At 37.0% G+C, this 16,494-nt stretch carries 13 protein-coding genes, 3 tRNA genes and 1 other annotated feature; of the genes, 10 read left to right on the top strand and 6 right to left on the bottom strand.

All coding sequences use genetic code 11. The features are described 5' to 3' along the window. The first annotated feature begins 47 nt into the window (after positions 1 to 47). Complete coding sequence (gene yaaA / locus ODU34_RS06825; RefSeq protein WP_105256916.1) at positions 48 to 431, top strand: S4 domain-containing protein YaaA; 384 nt, start codon at positions 48 to 50, stop codon at positions 429 to 431. A gap of 2 nt (positions 432 to 433) precedes the next feature. After that, a complete protein-coding gene (gene recF / locus ODU34_RS06820) occupies positions 434 to 1,528 on the top strand; it encodes a DNA replication/repair protein RecF (protein WP_105256915.1) in 1,095 nt (364 codons plus the stop codon). A 70-nt stretch (positions 1,529 to 1,598) separates the two neighbouring features. Here recF and guaB read toward each other — a convergent pair whose 3' ends face one another. Further along, positions 1,599 to 3,080 carry an IMP dehydrogenase gene (guaB, locus tag ODU34_RS06815; RefSeq protein WP_024379541.1) on the bottom strand — a complete coding sequence of 494 codons (1,482 nt, stop codon included), beginning with the start codon at positions 3,078 to 3,080 and terminating at the stop codon, positions 1,599 to 1,601. A 230-nt stretch (positions 3,081 to 3,310) separates the two neighbouring features. Further along, positions 3,311 to 4,336 (bottom strand): tryptophan--tRNA ligase, encoded by a 1,026-nt coding sequence (gene trpS, locus ODU34_RS06810; RefSeq protein WP_105256914.1) that lies wholly within the window; start codon positions 4,334 to 4,336, stop codon positions 3,311 to 3,313. 46 nt (positions 4,337 to 4,382) lie between these two features. Continuing rightward, positions 4,383 to 4,589: a binding site (T-box leader), on the bottom strand. A gap of 101 nt (positions 4,590 to 4,690) precedes the next feature. Between trpS and ODU34_RS06805 the strand changes: the two genes are divergently transcribed. The 3 genes from ODU34_RS06805 to ODU34_RS06795 all read left to right on the top strand — a co-directional run bounded on the left by ODU34_RS06805 (position 4,691) and on the right by ODU34_RS06795 (position 9,866). Continuing rightward, a complete protein-coding gene (locus tag ODU34_RS06805; RefSeq protein ID WP_105256913.1) occupies positions 4,691 to 5,563 on the top strand; it encodes a YitT family protein in 873 nt (290 codons plus the stop codon). Positions 5,564 to 5,627: 64 nt separating this feature from the next. After that, complete coding sequence (locus ODU34_RS06800; RefSeq protein WP_002941755.1) at positions 5,628 to 7,250, top strand: ABC-F family ATP-binding cassette domain-containing protein; 1,623 nt, start codon at positions 5,628 to 5,630, stop codon at positions 7,248 to 7,250. 36 nt (positions 7,251 to 7,286) lie between these two features. Continuing rightward, entirely contained in the window at positions 7,287 to 9,866 is a 2,580-nt protein-coding gene (locus ODU34_RS06795) for a YfhO family protein (protein WP_136647387.1), read from the top strand. 68 nt (positions 9,867 to 9,934) lie between these two features. Here ODU34_RS06795 and ODU34_RS06790 read toward each other — a convergent pair. Beyond that, positions 9,935 to 10,007, bottom strand: a tRNA-Asn gene (locus ODU34_RS06790). 5 nt (positions 10,008 to 10,012) lie between these two features. Continuing rightward, positions 10,013 to 10,084 (bottom strand) — tRNA-Glu (locus ODU34_RS06785). 111 nt (positions 10,085 to 10,195) lie between these two features. On the opposite strand from ODU34_RS06785, the gene ODU34_RS06780 reads away from it, so the two are divergent. Further along, positions 10,196 to 10,269, top strand: a tRNA-Arg gene (locus tag ODU34_RS06780). On the opposite strand, the gene ODU34_RS06775 is transcribed toward ODU34_RS06780, so the two are convergent. Together ODU34_RS06775 and rlmH are read right to left on the bottom strand one after the other, a co-directional pair. Next, a complete protein-coding gene (locus ODU34_RS06775; protein WP_136647388.1) occupies positions 10,267 to 10,950 on the bottom strand; it encodes a YoaK family protein in 684 nt (227 codons plus the stop codon). The two genes, ODU34_RS06780 and ODU34_RS06775, sit on opposite strands and share 3 nt — an antisense overlap. 24 nt (positions 10,951 to 10,974) lie before the next feature. Continuing rightward, the gene (rlmH, locus tag ODU34_RS06770) at positions 10,975 to 11,454 is read right to left on the bottom strand and encodes a 23S rRNA (pseudouridine(1915)-N(3))-methyltransferase RlmH (RefSeq protein ID WP_002941741.1); all 480 of its coding nucleotides are present in this window, start codon (positions 11,452 to 11,454) and stop codon (positions 10,975 to 10,977) included. Positions 11,455 to 11,627: 173 nt separating this feature from the next. Here rlmH and ODU34_RS06765 point away from each other — a divergent pair, with 173 nt between their 5' ends. The 4 genes from ODU34_RS06765 to dnaN all read left to right on the top strand — a co-directional run bounded on the left by ODU34_RS06765 (position 11,628) and on the right by dnaN (position 16,455). Further along, positions 11,628 to 12,824, top strand: coding sequence for a S1C family serine protease (locus tag ODU34_RS06765; protein WP_136647389.1), 1,197 nt, complete (start codon positions 11,628 to 11,630; stop codon positions 12,822 to 12,824). Continuing rightward, complete coding sequence (locus ODU34_RS06760) at positions 12,824 to 13,588, top strand: ParB/RepB/Spo0J family partition protein (RefSeq protein WP_012775418.1); 765 nt, start codon at positions 12,824 to 12,826, stop codon at positions 13,586 to 13,588. Before ODU34_RS06765 ends, ODU34_RS06760 begins: the two co-directional genes overlap by 1 nt. A gap of 202 nt (positions 13,589 to 13,790) precedes the next feature. Further along, on the top strand, positions 13,791 to 15,164 hold the full coding sequence (dnaA, locus tag ODU34_RS06755) for a chromosomal replication initiator protein DnaA (RefSeq protein ID WP_105106256.1): 1,374 nt from the start codon (positions 13,791 to 13,793) through the stop codon (positions 15,162 to 15,164). 154 nt (positions 15,165 to 15,318) lie between these two features. Further along, positions 15,319 to 16,455 (top strand): DNA polymerase III subunit beta, encoded by a 1,137-nt coding sequence (dnaN, locus tag ODU34_RS06750; RefSeq protein ID WP_105243060.1) that lies wholly within the window; start codon positions 15,319 to 15,321, stop codon positions 16,453 to 16,455. Positions 16,456 to 16,494 lie beyond the last annotated feature (39 nt).

The following is a 16,494-nucleotide window of genomic DNA, read 5'->3' as shown; positions in this document are numbered from 1 at the left end:
TTCCATTATACCATTTTGTGATATAATATTCTGTAACGAGGTGACTTATGGAATTTAAATTATTTGATGACTACATCACATTACAAGCATTATTAAAAACGACTGGTATTCTCCATTCAGGAGGTGCCATTAAAGGTTTCTTAGAAGAAAATACCATTCTTTTCAATGGAGAGGATGAAAAAAGACGCGGTAAAAAAATCCGTATCGGAGATGTTATCACACTCCCAGACCACAACACCAACATCACAATCGTCGCACCTAGTGCAGAAGAAATACAGCAACACCAAGAATATCAAGCTGAAAAAGAACGTGTGGCTGCAATCGTTAAAAAGTTAAATCAAGAAAATAAAAAGAATAAGAAACAGGTAAAGACTCCTAAAAAAGCAACTAAAAAGACTGAAAGAAAACCTGTTCGTTTCCCTGGTATGTAGACATGTGGCTAGAACGATTAGAGTTACAACATTTTCGCAATTACAACCAATTAGATATTGAGTTCCACAAAGGGCTCAATGTCTTTTTAGGCGAAAACGCCCAAGGAAAAACCAATATTCTAGAATCTATCTATACTTTAGCTTTAACACGAAGTCATCGAACACGGACAGATAAGGACCTACTACAGTTTCAAGAAAAGGAATTATCTATTTCGGGTTTACTCCATCGCGCAAGCGGTAAAGTTCCACTTGACATTCACTTGACAGATAAGGGGCGAGTGACCAAGGTCAACCATCTCAAACAAGCAAAACTTTCTAATTACATTGGACATATGAACGTCGTCCTATTTGCTCCAGAAGATTTACAGCTGATAAAAGGTGCGCCTGCTTTGAGAAGAAAGTTCATCGATGTCGAGCTCGGGCAAATCAAACCACTCTATCTCTCTGACCTATCGAATTATAACCACGTTTTAAAACAAAGAAATACTTACCTCAAATCTACAGATAAGATTGATGAGAACTTCCTATCCGTGTTAGATCAGCAACTTGCTGAATATGGTAGTCGTGTTATCCAACATCGTATTGACTTTTTAAAGAAATTAGAGGAATTCGGAAATAGAAAAGTTCAAGATATTTCAGATAAGAAGGAGGAACTAACTATCGAATATCAATCCTCAATTAAGTTTACTACTTCTGTCAATTTAATTGACATATTCTTGACAGAATTGGAAAGGTGTCGAAAACGTGATTTATTTAAGAAAAATACAGGAGTTGGACCACATCGAGATGATGTAGCTTTCTTTATAAATGGAATGAATGCCCATTATGGTAGTCAAGGTCAGCACCGCAGTCTTGTTCTGTCACTTAAACTGGCTGAAATCGAGCTGATGAAAGAAGTCACACGAGAGTATCCAATTCTACTCTTAGATGATGTTATGAGTGAGCTGGATAATAATCGTCAAATCAAGCTACTAGAAACTATTACAGATACGATTCAAACATTTATTACAACGACATCTTTAGACCATTTACATAAGCTACCTAATAGTTTAAAAATCTTCCATATTGAGTCTGGTAAGGTTACTGAGTCAGAATAAGATTGTTTACACTGTTGTCAATAAAATTTACAAAAAAGTAAAGACCCTGTCAAGAGGGTCTTGTTTTTGTTTACTGTACTGAATAGTTTGGAGCTTCGTTTGTAATTTGAACATCGTGTGGATGGCTTTCTTTCAAACCAGCACCTGACATTTCGATGAACTGAGCATTTTCATGCAATTCAGTCAAGTTACCAGCACCTACATAACCCATACCTGAGCGAAGTCCACCAACCATTTGGAAAATCATATCTGCAACAGAACCTTTATAGGCTACACGTCCTTCAATTCCTTCTGGAACAAGTTTGTTGGCTTCATTTACAGATGCTTGGAAGTAACGGTCTTTTGAACCTTGTTTCATGGCAGCGATAGAGCCCATACCACGATAGGTCTTGAACTTACGACCTTGGAAGATTTCTGTCTCACCTGGTGCTTCATCCGTTCCTGCAAACATAGAACCAAGCATAACGGCATGACCACCCGCAGCAAGTGCCTTGACAATATCTCCTGAATACTTGATACCACCGTCAGCGATAATGGTTTTACCATATTCACGCGCGACACCAGCTGCATCATAGATAGCTGTCACTTGTGGTACACCAACACCTGCGATGACACGTGTTGTACAGATTGAACCTGGTCCAATACCGACCTTGACAACATCAACACCAGCTTCATAAAGAGCACGAGCTCCTTCAGCTGTGGCAATGTTGCCAGCAATCAAGGTACGAGTTGGGAAGTGGTCACGGATTTCTTTGATCTTACGAAGAACACCTGCTGAGTGACCGTGAGCCGTATCGATGACAATCGCGTCTGCACCCGCTTCAAAAAGGGCTTCTGCACGTTCAAAAGTATCAGATGTGACACCAACAGCACCCGCAACCAAGAGACGACCAAATTCATCCTTCGCTGCATTTGGGAACTCAATGACTTTCTCAATGTCTTTGATAGTAATCAAGCCTGACAAACGACCATTTTCATCAACCAATGGCAATTTTTCAATACGATGCTTGTGAAGAATAGCCTCCGCAGTCGCAAGGTCTGTTCCAACTGGCGCTGTTACCAAAGCATCGCTTGTCATGTTTGTAGAAATTGGCTGTGAATAATCGGAAATGAAACGCATATCACGGTTGGTGATGATACCAACCAATTTACGATTTTCCAATGTTTCAACGATTGGCACACCGGAAATACGATAAGTAGCCATTAATTTCTCAGCCTCAGCAATGGTGTGCTCTGGTGTTAGGAAGAATGGATCAATAATGACACCATTTTCGGAACGTTTTACCTTACGCACCTCATCAGCCTGCTCCGCGATAGACATATTCTTATGGATGACACCCAAACCACCTGCACGTGCCATAGCGATAGCCATTTTACTATCTGTTACTGTATCCATGGCAGCAGAAATAATCGGAAGATTAAGGGTCAAATTTGGTGCTAATTGTGTTTTTAAATCAATATCATGTGGTAAAACATGACTTTCAGCCGGAATAAGTAATACATCGTCGAAAGTAAAGCCTTTTTTCAAAAATTTAGTGTCCCAGTTTGACATTTTCTTCCTCTTTTCTTATTTAATATGTAGCATGATTGTATTTGTATTTTAATTATGATAACATTTTGAAATCATTTGTCAATCATTATTCGCTTTAATATCATCATTCCTAAAAATTCAGAAAATTCTATTCAGTTTTATATATAAAATTCGAACGTTTGTTTTTTACTACGTCGTAAAACAAATGAAAAAAGCAACATTTTCTCAACATTGCTCTTTCATTGTTAACCTTATTTAAAGTAGTTAATTCCCATAGCAGATTTCACTTGGTCAAGAGTTGTCGCAGCAACTTGGCGAGCTTTTTGGCTACCTGCTTCCAACATTGCATAGACCTGTCCCATATCCTGTGCAAACTCCAGACGGCGTTCACGGATTGGTCCTAATTCTCTCTCTAAAATGTCCAGCAAATAACGTTTAGTCTTCACATCGCCCAAACCACCACGTTGATAGTGCTCCTTCATAGCCTCAATCTCAGCCTTATCTTCTTCGCGCCCAAAAACGTCAAGATAGTGGAAAACCATGTTTCCTTCAATCTTACCTGGATCTTCAACACGGATGTGGTTGGGATCAGTGTACATGGACATGACTTTCTTTTTGAGTGTATCCATGTCATCTGCCAAGTAAATCCCATTTCCAAGTGACTTGGACATCTTGGCATTGCCGTCCAAACCTGGTAAGCGACCAGCTGCCTCATTTTCAGGATAGATACCTTCTGGCTCCACCAAAATATCCGTCTGATAAGCATGGTTAAAGCTACGAACGATTTCACGGGTCTGCTCAATCATCGGTTTCTGGTCATTTCCAACAGGGACAAAATTTGCCTTGAAGGCTGTGATGTCAGCCGCTTGAGACACAGGATAGACCAAGAAACCAGCTGGAATTCCTTCGCCAAATCCCTTCTGAGCAATCTCGGTTTTTACAGTTGGATTGCGTTCTAGACGTGCAACAGATACCAAGTTCATATAGTACATGGTCAACTCTGCCAATTCAGGAATTTGACTCTGGATGAAAATCGTTGTCTTAGCTGGATCAAGTCCTGCCGCTAGATAATCTAGTGCTACGTTTCCAACGGATTCAACAATCTTTTGCGGTTCCTTTGCATGATCTGTCAACGCTTGTTGGTCTGCTAAAAAGACAAAAAGTTCATGTTGACCTGCATCCTGTAATAAAACACGATTTTTCAACGAACCAACATAATGTCCAATATGTAATTTGCCTGTTGGACGGTCTCCTGTTAGGATAATCGTTTTCCCCATAAAATATTCTCCTTTTACATAATAAAAGCCCACGCACAGAAAACTGTGCGAGGGCGTCAAGGACACGGTGCCACCTCACTTATAAGCATTAAATAAGCTTACATCTTTTTGCACATAAGGCCTGCTAGCCGAATCCTTATTTATTCAGATTCTATTCACTCAGTCCATTCATAAGCGACTCTTGTTTGTTCCCACCAACCACAAACTCTCTAAAAATTATCCACTTACTACTCTTCTGATTGATTCCTATTATAACCGCAAAAAATTAGAAAGTCAAGCTGACAAAGCCTTGACGATACTGTCTAAATTAGGGATAATAGAAATTGCTTTTATAACACTAACCAAGGAGAATATATGAAAGAACGTATAAAGGACTTTATCTCTGTCACACTCGGATCAGTTGTCATGGCCATTGGATTTAACAGTTTTTTTCTAGAGAATAATATCGTATCTGGTGGGGTCGGAGGTTTAGCAATCGCACTCAATGCTCTTCTGGGGTGGAGTCCGTCTGACTTTGTCCTCTACTGTAACATCCCTTTATTAATCATCTGTTGGTTTTTCTTAGGAAAATCTGTATTTATCAAAACTGTCTATGGTGCTGTCATTTATCCTCTTTGCATCAAGTTGACAGCAGGTTTACCCAACTTGACAGAAAATCCTCTCCTAGCTGCTATTTTCGGTGGAATTATCCTAGGTTTTGGACTTGGGCTTGTTTTCCTTGGAAATTCTTCTACTGGTGGAACAGGTATTCTTATTCAATTTATTCACAAGTACACCCCTTTATCATTAGGTCTGACAATGGCTATTATTGATGGTATTATCGTTGGTCTTGGATTTATTGCCTTCGATACTGATACTGTTATGTACTCGATTATTGCCCTAATGACCATTACTTATATTGTCAACCGCATGATGTCTGGTACCCAATCTTCTCGAAATGTCATGATTATTTCTCAAAAATCAGAAGAAATTAAAGACTATATTACTAAAGTTGCTGATCGCGGTGTGACAGAACTTCCAATTATCGGTGGCTTTACAGGGGTTGACAAGCGCATGTTGATGACTACTATCTCTATTCCAGAAATGCAAAAACTGGAAACAGCTATATTAGAAATTGATGAAACTGCCTTTATGGTTGTTATGCCTGCGAGTCAGGTGCGCGGACGTGGCTTCAGTCTTCAAAAAGACTATAAACATTATGATGAAGATATCTTGATTCCAATGTAATTCATTGAAAATTCAAGTTCTTTCTAGTACAATAAAACTAACAGACAGAAATAGAGGAGAAACTATGCTTACAGTATCAGACGTATCGCTTCGCTTTAGCGACCGCAAATTATTTGACGATGTCAATATCAAATTTACAGCAGGAAATACCTACGGTTTGATTGGTGCAAACGGGGCCGGTAAATCTACATTTTTAAAAATTCTTGCTGGTGACATCGAGCCATCAACAGGTCATATTTCACTTGGACCAGACGAACGCCTTTCTGTACTACGTCAGAACCATTTCGACTATGAAGATGAGCGCGTGATTGACGTTGTTATCATGGGAAATGAGCAACTTTACAGCATCATGAAAGAGAAAGATGCCATTTACATGAAGGAAGATTTTTCTGATGAAGATGGGGTTCGTGCTGCTGAATTAGAAGGTGAGTTTGCTGAACTTGGTGGCTGGGAAGCTGAAAGTGAAGCCTCTCAATTGCTCCAAAACCTCAACATCTCAGAAGACCTCCACTACCAAAACATGAGCGAATTGACCAACGGTGAGAAGGTTAAGGTCCTATTGGCTAAGGCCCTCTTTGGTAAACCAGATGTTCTTCTTTTGGACGAGCCAACCAACGGTCTGGACATCCAATCCATCAACTGGCTCGAAGATTTCTTGATTGACTTTGAAAATACGGTTATCGTTGTATCCCACGACCGCCACTTCTTAAACAAAGTATGTACCCACATGGCCGACCTTGACTTCGGTAAAATCAAGATTTTCGTTGGTAACTACGACTTCTGGAAACAATCTAGTGAATTAGCAGCTAAACTACAAGCTGACCGTAATGCCAAAGCAGAAGAAAAAATCAAGGAATTACAAGAATTCGTTGCTCGTTTCTCTGCTAATGCCTCTAAGTCTAAGCAAGCTACTTCACGTAAGAAGATGTTGGATAAAATCGAGTTGGAGGAAATTATTCCTTCTAGCCGTAAGTATCCATTTATCAACTTCAAATCAGAACGTGAAATCGGTAATGACCTCTTAACAGTTGAAAACTTAAAAGTTGTCATCGATGGTGAAACGATTCTTGACAATATCAGCTTTATCCTGCGTCCAGGTGACAAAACTGCTCTTATTGGTCAAAACGACATCCAAACAACTGCTCTCATTCGTGCTCTTATGGGCGATATTGAATATGAAGGTACTGTCAAGTGGGGTGTCACTACTAGTCAATCCTACTTACCAAAAGACAATACTCGTGACTTCGATACAAACGAATCTATCCTTGATTGGCTCCGTCAATTTGCCAGCAAGGAAGAAGATGACAATACCTTCTTGCGCGGTTTCTTGGGACGTATGCTCTTCTCGGGTGATGAGGTTAACAAACCTGTAAACGTCTTGTCAGGGGGCGAAAAAGTGCGCGTGATGTTGTCAAAACTCATGCTCCTCAAGTCAAATGTCTTGGTCTTAGATGATCCAACCAACCACTTGGACTTGGAGTCAATTTCCAGTCTGAACGATGGTTTGAAAGCTTTTAAAGAGGCCATCATCTTTGCCAGCCACGACCACGAATTTATTCAAACTTTAGCAAACCATATCATCGTCATTTCTAAAAACGGTGTTATCGATCGAATCGATGAAACTTACGATGAATTCTTGGAAAATGCTGAAGTACAAGCTAAAGTACAAGAACTTTGGAAAGCATAATAAAAAGGCGATTTATTCGCCTTTTCTTTTAAATCTATGAAAAAAATATTTACAAAAACATCCATTTATTATCTCTTATCTTTCCTTATTCCGCTAACTATTATTTCTATAGTCTTAGCATTTCAAGGAATCTGGTGGGGAAGTGATACAACAATATTGGCCAGTGATGGCTTCCACCAGTATGTTATTTTTAATCAAACATTACGAAATACTTTACACGGAGACGGCTCTCTCTTTTACACATTTTCAAGTGGTTTAGGACTCAATTTTTATGCTCTATCCTCCTATTACCTAGGTTCATTCCTATCTCCAATTGTCTTTTTCTTTGATTTACAATCCATGCCTGACGCTATCTATCTTGTCACTATTGTCAAATTTGGATTGACTGGATTGTCAACTTATGTCAGCCTAAAGGGTATCCATAAAAATTTGAAAGAAGAATGGGCACTATTACTCGCTACTAGTTTTTCTCTGATGAGTTTTAGTACAAGTCAATTAGAAATAAACAACTGGCTAGACGTTTTTATACTCCTCCCACTAATTCTTCTTGGATTGCATCGATTATTAAAAAAACAGGGTCCGATTCTCTACTACATAACATTAACATGCTTGTTTATCCAAAACTATTACTTCGGTTATATGGTGGCTATTTTTCTAACATTGTGGACATTGGTTCAATTATCATGGATAGATAGTCAGAGAATCAAAAGATTTATCAACTTTACAATAGTGTCAATTTTATCTGCTCTAAGTAGCATGTTCATGTTGTTACCAACCTACTTGGATTTAAAAACTCATGGTGAGACATTTACAAAAATTGTCAACCTAAAAACCGAAGACTCTTGGTATCTGGACTTCTTTGCAAAAAACTTAGTTGGTAGCTTTGATACAACAAAATTCGGTTCTATTCCCATGATCTCTGTTGGTCTCGTTCCATTAATACTCGCTTTATTATTCTTTACATTAAAAGAAATAAAATCAACTGTCAAACTCTCCTATGCTCTATTCTTTACATTCATTATTTCAAGTTTCTACCTAAAACCACTCAATCTTTTTTGGCAAGGCATGCATGCGCCAAACATGTTCCTCTATCGTTATGCATGGGTTCTATCAATAACCGTTATCTATTTAGCAGCAGAGACATTGGTACGACTACGTCAAGTAAGTATTAAAAATTTTACTCTGATTGTTTCATTTTTACTCATTTGCTTTGCTACTACCTTTATTTTTAGAGATCATTATGAGTTTCTAATGGATGTAAATTTCCTACTCACACTAGAATTTCTAATAGCCTACTTCATTCTTTTTGTAGCAATGATTCACTATAAATCATCCTTAAAATGGATTAATATTGTTTTATTGTTCTTCACTTTCTTAGAACTTGGATTACATAGTCATTATCAGGTTCAGGGGATTTCTGATGAATGGCATTTTCCTAGCCGATCAAACTATGAAGAAAAATTGACAGATATTGACAGTATTGTAAAGTCTACAAAGACTACAACTGATTCGTTTTATCGTATAGAACGTCTATTACCACAAACTGGCAATGATAGCATGAAATTCAATTACAACGGTATTTCTCAATTCTCCTCCATTCGAAATCGTGCTTCCAGCTCAGTACTAGATAAGCTCGGTTTCCGTTCAGACGGTACCAATTTGAATCTTCGTTATCAGAATAATACAATTATTGCTGATAGCCTATTCGGAATCAAATATAATTTAGCTACTACGGACTCAAATAAGTTTGGTTTCACACTGAATCAGAGTCAGTCTACTATTAATCTTTACGAAAATAGTTTTAATCTAGGGTTAGCACTATTGACTGAAGGGATTTACAGAGATGTCAATTTTACAAATCTGACTCTCGATAATCAAACAAATTTTCTTAATCAACTAACAGGGCTATCTCAAAAATATTACCACACTTTATCAGATGTTGTTTCACAAAATACAGTTGAACTGAACAATCGAATGACTGTCAACAAAGTTGACAATGAGGATGCTGCAAAGGCAACTTTCTTAGTAAATATACCTGCAAATAGCCAGGTATACTTAAATTTGCCAAATTTAACATTCTCAAATGAGAATCAAAAAAAGATTGTCATTACTGTCAATAATCAGTCAAGTGAGTTTACACTAGATAATGCTTTCTCTTTCTTCAATGTGGGGAGCTTTACTACAGATGTACAAGTTCAAGTCGATGTATATTTTCCTGAAAATAATCAAGTTTCTTTTGATGAACCACAATTTTATCGATTGGACTTATTAGCTTTCCAACAGGCTATTTCCATTCTCCAAGAAAAACAAGTAGTAACAAAAACTGATGGTAATAAAGTAACCGTTGATTTTGTAACCGATAAAGAAGCCTCGCTCCTCCTTACTTTACCCTATGATAAAGGATGGAATGCAACCATTGATGGTAAACCTATCAAAATCCAAAAAGCACAAGAGGGTTTTATGAAAGTGGATGTAAGTCCAGGTCAAACTAAACTAGTTTTAACCTTTATACCAAATGGTTTCTATCTAGGTTTACTGATTTCTTTTGGTGCAGTTTTTGTATTTTTCTCCTATCAATTCATTAGATACTATTATTCTAAGAACCGAGAATCCTAAACTTTCTCGGTTTTTTCTTGTAAAAAACAAAAAACCTTGATTTCTCAAGGTTTCCTATGCTTTATTTACTCCGCCAACAGGGCTCGAACCTGTGACATCATGATTAACAGTCATGCGCTCTACCAACTGAGCTATGGCGGAAGAAATAGTCCGTACGGGATTCGAACCCGTGTTACCGCCGTGAAAAGGCGGTGTCTTAACCCCTTGACCAACGGACCATTTTTAGAACAATAACTAGTATAATACATGTGACTTTGTTTGTCAATACATTTTTTGATTTTTTATTGTATTGACAGAGTGCCTTGTTTAATGTAAAATAAAATAGTTAAGGTTCCATAGCTCAGCTGGATAGAGCATTCGCCTTCTAAGCGAACGGTCGCAGGTTCGAATCCTGCTGGAATCATTCAGATCTACCTCGAGTAGGTCTTTTTTCTTGCCATAATTCATAATTAATATATAAAACTGGCAAAATCAGACCAATAAGGGCATATTCTTCAAATTGGAAGGATAGGTGAGCAGATATAATAACACCTAGCATAAACCCTATAATGGTCAATAAGATGTTTCTACCTGTTTTTCTAAGTTCTGAATCTTTTTCAATAACTCCTTTAAACCAGAGATAAGCAGCATTTTTGACATTCCCTGTCATCATCACATTTGCATACGGAGCACCTCGTAACCTTCTAAATGTTTCTACTTGAATAGAGGCTACGAAGGCTAAACTAGCAATTGTAAAAGACGCAGGCATAATAGGTGAGAAAATGATAGTTAGTAAAATAAGAACTAACATCATTACACTACTACCAAAGTGCCAAGACCATGTTTGTTTTTCAAAATACCTTCTTGCTAAGTAGGTAAAAAATTGTCCGAATACAAAAAATAAAATGGGAATGGAAAAATTAACTACTTGCGCAAAGTTACCTTTAGCTAAAAAATAAGCTAGGGAAATAACATTTCCAGATTGTACGCCAGCAAAGCGACCACCCTGAGTCACAAAAGTAAAGGCATTTAAATAACCACTGATAAACGTTAATGAACAAGCAATTCTCAATCCCTCAAAAACACGATAATCTTTTTGATTCATTTTCACTCCTTGTTTCACGTGAAACTACTTATGATATGGGCTTCCCTGCTGAATCATAAATGCACGATAAATCTGCTCGATGAGAACTAATTTCATTAGTTGATGGGGAAGTGTCAACTGTCCAAAACTCATCAACAAATTAGCTCTTTTTTTAATACAAGAATCGAGACCCAAACTACCACCGATGATAAAAGTTATATCTGAATACCCATTTACTGCAATATCAGATATCTTTTGACTAAATTCTTCCGATGGAAATTGTTTCCCTTCTATCGCTAAGGCAATGACAAAATCTCGCTCTCCAATTTTAGACATAATTCTATCGGCTTCTTTTTTTAATATTTGTTCATTCTCTGCTTGACTGGCTTTATCTGGTGTTTTTTCATCAGGAAGCTCAATCATATCCAACTTAGTGAATCGTCCCAATCGTTTACTATATTCTGCAATACCTTCTTTGAGGTACTTTTCTTTCAATTTTCCAACGGTAATCAATTTTATTTTCATAAAATAATTGTAACATATCCACAAGCATACGACAGAAAATATTTTTAGAAAATCAGGATATGGCTACAGTTTTTCACATAATTCACAGAGTTATCCACAGATTGTGGATTGATTTTTGAAAACTTTAAGTTATAATTAAGAAAGAAATAGTACTCTTAAGGAAAATTAAAGAAATGGAAAGGATTCCTTATATGAAAAAATATTTGAAATTTGCGATTTTATTTGTAATTGGATTTTTTGGGGGTCTTATCGGGGCCTTATCAGCCTCTTTCTTCCAGCCACAGGTTCAACAAGCAAATTCTGCTATCACTAGTGTCAGCAATGTTCAATATAATAATGAAACTTCTACTACAAAGGCTGTAGAGAAAGTACAAAATGCTGTTGTGTCTGTTATTAATTACCAAAAGTCAGCCAACAATAGTCTTGGTGCTATCTTTGGAAATATTGAATCATCTGACGAACTAGCCGTTGCTGGGGAGGGATCTGGTGTTATCTACAAAAAAGATGGTCGATATGCCTATATTGTGACAAATACGCATGTTATTAATAACGCAGAAAAGATTGATATCCTTTTAGCATCTGGAGAAAAAATTAGCGGTGAACTTGTTGGTTCTGATACATATTCTGATATAGCTGTTATAAAAATATCAGCAGATAAAGTCACTGCTGTTGCTGAATTTGCTGATTCCGATACAATTAAAGTTGGAGAAACTGCAATCGCAATTGGTAGTCCTCTAGGTAGTGTCTACGCCAATACAGTTACTCAAGGTATTATTTCCAGCCTAAGTCGGACAGTTACTTCACAATCAAAAGATGGACAAACAATCTCAACCAACGCTATTCAAACTGATACAGCTATCAACCCTGGAAACTCTGGCGGACCGTTAATCAATACACAAGGACAAGTGATAGGCATTACCTCTAGCAAAATTACCTCAAGTTCTGCAAATAGCTCAGGCGTGGCTGTAGAAGGGTTGGGATTTGCTATTCCTGCAAATGATGCCGTAGCTATTATCAATCAGCTTGAAAAAACTGGACAAGTTAGCCGACCTGCTCTTGGAGTTCATATGGTTAACTTGACGACCTTGTCAACTAGTCAATTAGAAAAAGCTGGATTATCAAATACGGAATTAACATCCGGTGTCGTAATTGTCTCTACACAAAGTGGACTACCTGCAGATGGAAAATTAGAAACTTTTGATGTTATTACTGAGATTGACGGAGAAGCTATTCAAAATAAGAGTGACCTCCAGAGCGCTCTCTACAAACATCAAATTGGAGATACAATCACTGTAACTTATTACCGCAATAATCAGAAACAAACTGTTGACATTAAGTTGACACATTCTACAGAAGAACTTAGCGAATAATGGAAGAATTACGTACACTAAATATTTCAGAAATCCATCCCAATCCCTATCAGCCAAGAATTCATTTTGATGAAAAGGAGCTACTTGAGCTCGCTCAATCCATTAAGGAAAATGGCTTAATTCAACCGATTATTGTAAGAAAATCTTCTATTATCGGATACGAATTATTAGCTGGAGAAAGAAGGTTGCGAGCCAGTCAATTAGCTGGACTGACTACAATACCAGCAGTGGTAAAAGAGCTGACTGATGATGATTTACTCTATCAGGCTATCATAGAGAATCTGCAACGTTCTAACTTAAATCCGATAGAAGAAGCAGCCTCTTATCAAAAATTGATTAGTAGAGGGTTAACACATGATGAAGTTGCTCAAATCATGGGAAAATCAAGACCATATATCAGTAATTTATTGCGCCTACTAAATCTATCATCTCAGACTAAACAAGCTGTAGAAGAAGGAAAAATTTCACAAGGGCACGCGCGACAATTGGTGTCATTTTCAGAAGAAAAGCAAGCCGAATGGGTTCAACTCATTTTATCAAAAGATTTAAGTGTGCGTACGCTTGAAAAATTAATAGCTGCAAATAAGAAAAAACACACTAAGCTTAAACAACGCGACCAATTTTTAAAAGAACAGGAAGATTCACTCAGTAAAACTCTTGGAACAGCTACAAAAATTATCAAGAAGAAAAACGGGAGCGGAGAAATTCGAATTAGCTTTAATGACCTCGATGAATTCGAAAGAATTATCAACAATTTTAAATAGACTTGTTTACAATTTATTTTTATAAACACTCTTTTCCACACTAAAATCATTACAAAAAGTCAGGACCAGCAAAGGTTCTGACTTTTATTCACATCTTGTGGAAAACTTTTCTTAACAGTGTGGATTTTTAAAATTATCTGTGGAAAACTTTTGTTTTTTATGGTACACTATTCTAACGAATATAATGTGAAAGGGGGAAAATATGAACCAAGAACAACTTTTTTGGCAACGATTTATTGAATTAGCAAAAGTAAATTTTAAGCCATCTATTTATGATTTTTATGTCGCTGATGCAAAATTACTTGGAATCAACCAGCAAGTTGCCAATATTTTCTTAAATCGTCCATTTAAAAAAGATTTTTGGGAAAAAAACTTCGAAGAGTTAATGATTGCCGCTAGTTTTGAAATCTACGGAGAACCTCTTGCCATCCAATATCAATTTACAGAAGATGAACAGGAAATTAAGAACATTACAAACGCAAGAAGTTCAGTGTTTCACCAGGTACAGACACCTGGGCCGGCTACTCCTCAAGAAACTTTTCAACCGGTTCATTCTGATATAAAATCCCAGTACACCTTTGCTAATTTTGTACAAGGAGACAATAATCACTGGGCAAAGGCTGCAGCTTTAGCTGTATCTGATAACCTAGGTGAGCTCTACAATCCATTATTCATTTTTGGTGGTCCTGGTCTTGGAAAAACTCATATTTTAAATGCGATTGGAAATAAGGTTCTAGCCGATAATCCCCAGGCAAGGATAAAATATGTCTCATCGGAAACATTCATCAATGAATTTTTAGAACACCTCCGTCTCAATGATATGGAAAGTTTCAAAAAAACCTATCGCAATCTGGACTTACTTCTAATTGATGACATTCAGTCTCTCCGTAATAAAGCAACAACACAGGAAGAATTTTTCCATACTTTTAATGCGCTTCATGAAAAAAATAAGCAGATTGTACTCACAAGCGACCGTAATCCCGATCACTTAGATAATTTGGAAGAAAGACTAGTAACACGTTTCAAATGGGGGTTAACCAGTGAAATCACTCCACCTGATTTTGAAACACGTATCGCAATTTTACGTAACAAGTGCGAGAACCTGCCTTATAACTTTACAAATGAGACGCTATCCTATCTAGCTGGGCAATTTGATTCGAACGTACGTGACCTTGAAGGTGCCTTAAAAGATATCCATTTGATAGCCACTATGCGGCAACTGTCTGAGATAAGTGTCGAGGTTGCTGCTGAGGCTATTCGATCAAGAAAACAAACAAATCCACAAAACATGGTTATTCCTATTGAGAAAATCCAAACCGAAGTGGGAAATTTCTACGGTGTCAGCTTGAAAGAATTAAAAGGTTCTAAGCGTGTTCAACATATCGTTCACGCACGACAAGTTGCTATGTTTTTATCACGTGAAATGACAGACAATTCCCTTCCAAAAATTGGGAAAGAATTTGGTAATCGAGACCATACAACCGTTATGCATGCATACAATAAAATAAAAACTCTCCTCTTGGATGATGAGAATTTAGAAATAGAGATTACCAGTATAAAAAATAAACTTCGTTAACCTGTGTATAACTTTTAAAAAAACTTCTGTTTTTTCCACAAGTTGTGAACAAGTTAATTCCCGCAGTTTTATTAGTCTTTCATCACTTTTCCACAGAATACACAGAGACTACTATCTACTATTAACCTTATAGATAATAAATAAAGGAGAATCCATGATTCAATTTTCTATTAATAAAAATATATTTCTACAAGCACTTAGTATTACTAAACGGGCAATCAGTACAAAAAATGCTATTCCAATTCTTTCAACAGTAAAAATTACAGTAACTAGTGAAGGAATCACTTTAACTGGTTCAAATGGACAAATCTCGATTGAACATTTTATTTCTATTCAAGATGAAAATGCAGGACTTTTGATCAGTTCTCCAGGTTCCATTCTCTTAGAAGCTGGTTTCTTTATTAATGTCGTATCCAGCATGCCGGATTTGGTCCTTGACTTCAATGAAATTGAACAAAAGCAAATCGTTTTGACAAGTGGTAAGTCTGAAATCACATTAAAGGGAAAAGAAGCAGAACAGTATCCTCGTTTACAGGAAGTTCCAACTTCAAAACCATTGGTGTTAGAAACCAAAGTATTGAAACAAACAATTAATGAAACAGCATTTGCAGCTTCTACACAAGAAAGTCGTCCTATTCTTACGGGTGTTCATTTTGTTTTAACGGAAAATAAAAATCTAAAAACTGTTGCAACAGATTCACACCGTATGAGCCAACGGAAATTGGTCCTTGATACATCTGGTGATGATTTTAATGTTGTCATTCCAAGTCGTTCTCTCCGTGAATTTACTGCAGTTTTTACAGATGATATTGAAACAGTAGAAGTCTTCTTTTCAAATAATCAAATCCTTTTTAGAAGCGAGCATATTAGCTTCTATACACGCTTATTAGAAGGTACCTACCCTGATACCGACCGCTTAATTCCAACTGAGTTTAAAACAACTGCAATTTTTGATACTGCAAATCTTCGTCACTCGATGGAGCGTGCTCGTCTTCTTTCAAATGCAACGCAAAATGGTACAGTAAAACTGGAAATTGCTAATAATGTTGTATCGGCTCATGTAAATTCTCCAGAAGTTGGACGTGTGAATGAGGAATTAGATACTGTAGAAGTATTAGGTGAAGACTTAGTAATCAGCTTTAACCCAACTTACTTGATAGAAGCATTGAAAGCCACAACTAGTGAACAAGTGAAAATTAGCTTTATCTCTTCTGTCCGTCCATTTACATTGATTCCCAATAATGAAGGGGAAGATTTTATTCAATTGGTTACACCAGTTCGTACCAACTAAATAATATTAAGAACGGCTAAACTAGCCGTTTTTATGTTA

Source organism: Streptococcus sp. 2018WUSS126 (assembly GCF_044427425.1).
Taxonomy (GTDB): domain Bacteria; phylum Bacillota; class Bacilli; order Lactobacillales; family Streptococcaceae; genus Streptococcus; species Streptococcus hashimotonensis.
This window is presented reverse-complemented; position numbering and strand designations above follow the sequence as displayed.

Excerpts from the sequence above, each read along its gene's own strand:
- dnaA (WP_105106256.1), top strand. The coding sequence starts at position 13,791 with ATGAACCAAGAACAACTTTTTTGGCAACGATTTATTGAATTAGCAAAA.
- recF (WP_105256915.1), top strand. The coding sequence starts at position 434 with ATGTGGCTAGAACGATTAGAGTTACAACATTTTCGCAATTACAACCAA.
- trpS (WP_105256914.1), bottom strand. The coding sequence starts at position 4,336 with ATGGGGAAAACGATTATCCTAACAGGAGACCGTCCAACAGGCAAATTA.
- ODU34_RS06800 (WP_002941755.1), top strand. The coding sequence starts at position 5,628 with ATGCTTACAGTATCAGACGTATCGCTTCGCTTTAGCGACCGCAAATTA.
- ODU34_RS06805 (WP_105256913.1), top strand. The coding sequence starts at position 4,691 with ATGAAAGAACGTATAAAGGACTTTATCTCTGTCACACTCGGATCAGTT.
- ODU34_RS06795 (WP_136647387.1), top strand. The coding sequence starts at position 7,287 with ATGAAAAAAATATTTACAAAAACATCCATTTATTATCTCTTATCTTTC.
- ODU34_RS06775 (WP_136647388.1), bottom strand. The coding sequence starts at position 10,950 with ATGAATCAAAAAGATTATCGTGTTTTTGAGGGATTGAGAATTGCTTGT.
- ODU34_RS06765 (WP_136647389.1), top strand. The coding sequence starts at position 11,628 with ATGGAAAGGATTCCTTATATGAAAAAATATTTGAAATTTGCGATTTTA.
- rlmH (WP_002941741.1), bottom strand. The coding sequence starts at position 11,454 with ATGAAAATAAAATTGATTACCGTTGGAAAATTGAAAGAAAAGTACCTC.
- guaB (WP_024379541.1), bottom strand. The coding sequence starts at position 3,080 with ATGTCAAACTGGGACACTAAATTTTTGAAAAAAGGCTTTACTTTCGAC.
- ODU34_RS06760 (WP_012775418.1), top strand. The coding sequence starts at position 12,824 with ATGGAAGAATTACGTACACTAAATATTTCAGAAATCCATCCCAATCCC.
- yaaA (WP_105256916.1), top strand. The coding sequence starts at position 48 with ATGGAATTTAAATTATTTGATGACTACATCACATTACAAGCATTATTA.
- dnaN (WP_105243060.1), top strand. The coding sequence starts at position 15,319 with ATGATTCAATTTTCTATTAATAAAAATATATTTCTACAAGCACTTAGT.